Here is a 1422-nt window from a genome sequence, read left to right as displayed (position 1 = left end):
ACTTCGCTAGCAACGAGATGCGGACTACATAAGTACGTTGCATTCCCTGCACTGGCAGAGCTAAGTCTGATTGTCATTTTTACCGGCGTTATTGGCCAATTTATTTCGATCTTTTGAGGAAAGCACACTGTGATTAAACGTTATCTCATTACCCTTATTTTGTTGTGTACCGCAGGTACTGTGCTTTACACCCACTACCAAACATACACAAACAATCCATGGACGCGAGACGGACAGGTGAGTGCCTATGTTATCTCCATTACGCCTCGAGTCACTGGGCAGGTTACGCAGGTGTATGTTGCTGATAACTCAAAAGTAAAAAAGGGAGATTTGCTGTTTGAGATTGATCCAAGCACATACGTTGCGTCTTACCACAAAGCACTGGCAAACCAGAAACAAGCGACTGCATTGCTAGCAAAAGCACAAAATGAAGAACAGCGAGCACGAAAATTAGAGAAACGTACGCACGGTGCAGTGCCTGCGTTAACTCTTAGCAATTTACATAATGCCGTACAAACAGCGCAGGCAAATGTTGAACTAGCGAAAGCAAACATTGAAGAAGCGCAGCTTAACTTGGACTTCACCAAAGTTTACGCGCCGACCGATGGTTACATCACCAATCTAAACGTTCGAGTGGGCTCTCAAGTGGTCGCTAACTCCCCTGTTGTCGCCCTTATTGATGAAAATAGCTTCTGGATTGAAGGTTACTTTAAAGAAACAGACCTCGCGGGCATTGCCCCTAACGACCGCGCAACCGTGACATTACTCATGCATGATGACGTCGCGTTAGAGGGCAAAATCAAAAGCATTGGTTTTGGCATTGCGAAAAAAGATGGCATAACAGGAAATGACCTTCTGCCAACAGTGAACCCTAACTTTCAGTGGATTCGCTTAGCTCAACGTATCCCAGTCAAAGTGACATTGAATGAAATGCCAAAAGATCTGCAGCTTCGCGTAGGCATGACGGCATCGATAAAAATCATCAAACACTAATTAGGTGAAGGTCATGCTGAGTTCATCGACTAAAGAAGCAATAAAAGCAGCGCTCTCAATTGTTGTCGCTATTTGCCTTGCACTGTGGTTTCAGTGGGAAAAACCTTATTGGGCGGCCATTGCGGTTGCTGTTATGGCACTAAATGAAAGCTTTGCCCACTCAATTCATAAAGGACACAACCGCGTTTGGGGAACGCTCATCGGAATCGCTTATGCGCTTTTCTTAATTGGTACGTTTCCTCAAGATCCATTTTTGTTTTTGAGCTTTTTAACTCTGTTTCTTGGCTTGTGTATTTTTATGTCGAGTGACGAGAAATATGGCTACATATTTTCGATGGCTTTTACGGTTTGTGCGTTAGTTGCTTGTATGGGCCAATTTGATGATCAAACTATATTTCATTTCGCGATATTGCGACTTCAAGAAACAGT

At 43.7% G+C, this 1422-nt stretch carries 3 protein-coding genes; all 3 read left to right on the top strand.

Features of this window, described 5'->3' with window-relative positions; translation table 11 throughout:
- The coding region (locus tag R7M72_RS24675) for a DUF1656 domain-containing protein (RefSeq protein WP_318056410.1) at positions 1–117 on the top strand (117 nt) is incomplete at its 5' end.
- Positions 118–129: 12 nt separating this feature from the next.
- A complete protein-coding gene (locus R7M72_RS24670; protein ID WP_015296643.1) occupies positions 130–993 on the top strand; it encodes an HlyD family secretion protein in 864 nt (287 codons plus the stop codon).
- Between the two features lie 13 nt (positions 994–1006).
- On the top strand, positions 1007–1422 hold a 416-nt coding region (locus tag R7M72_RS24665), incomplete at its 3' end, for an FUSC family protein (RefSeq protein ID WP_276446130.1).

This window comes from Vibrio sp. YT-18, from assembly GCF_033337345.1.
GTDB classification, from domain to species: domain Bacteria; phylum Pseudomonadota; class Gammaproteobacteria; order Enterobacterales; family Vibrionaceae; genus Vibrio; species Vibrio alginolyticus.
This window is presented reverse-complemented; position numbering and strand designations above follow the sequence as displayed.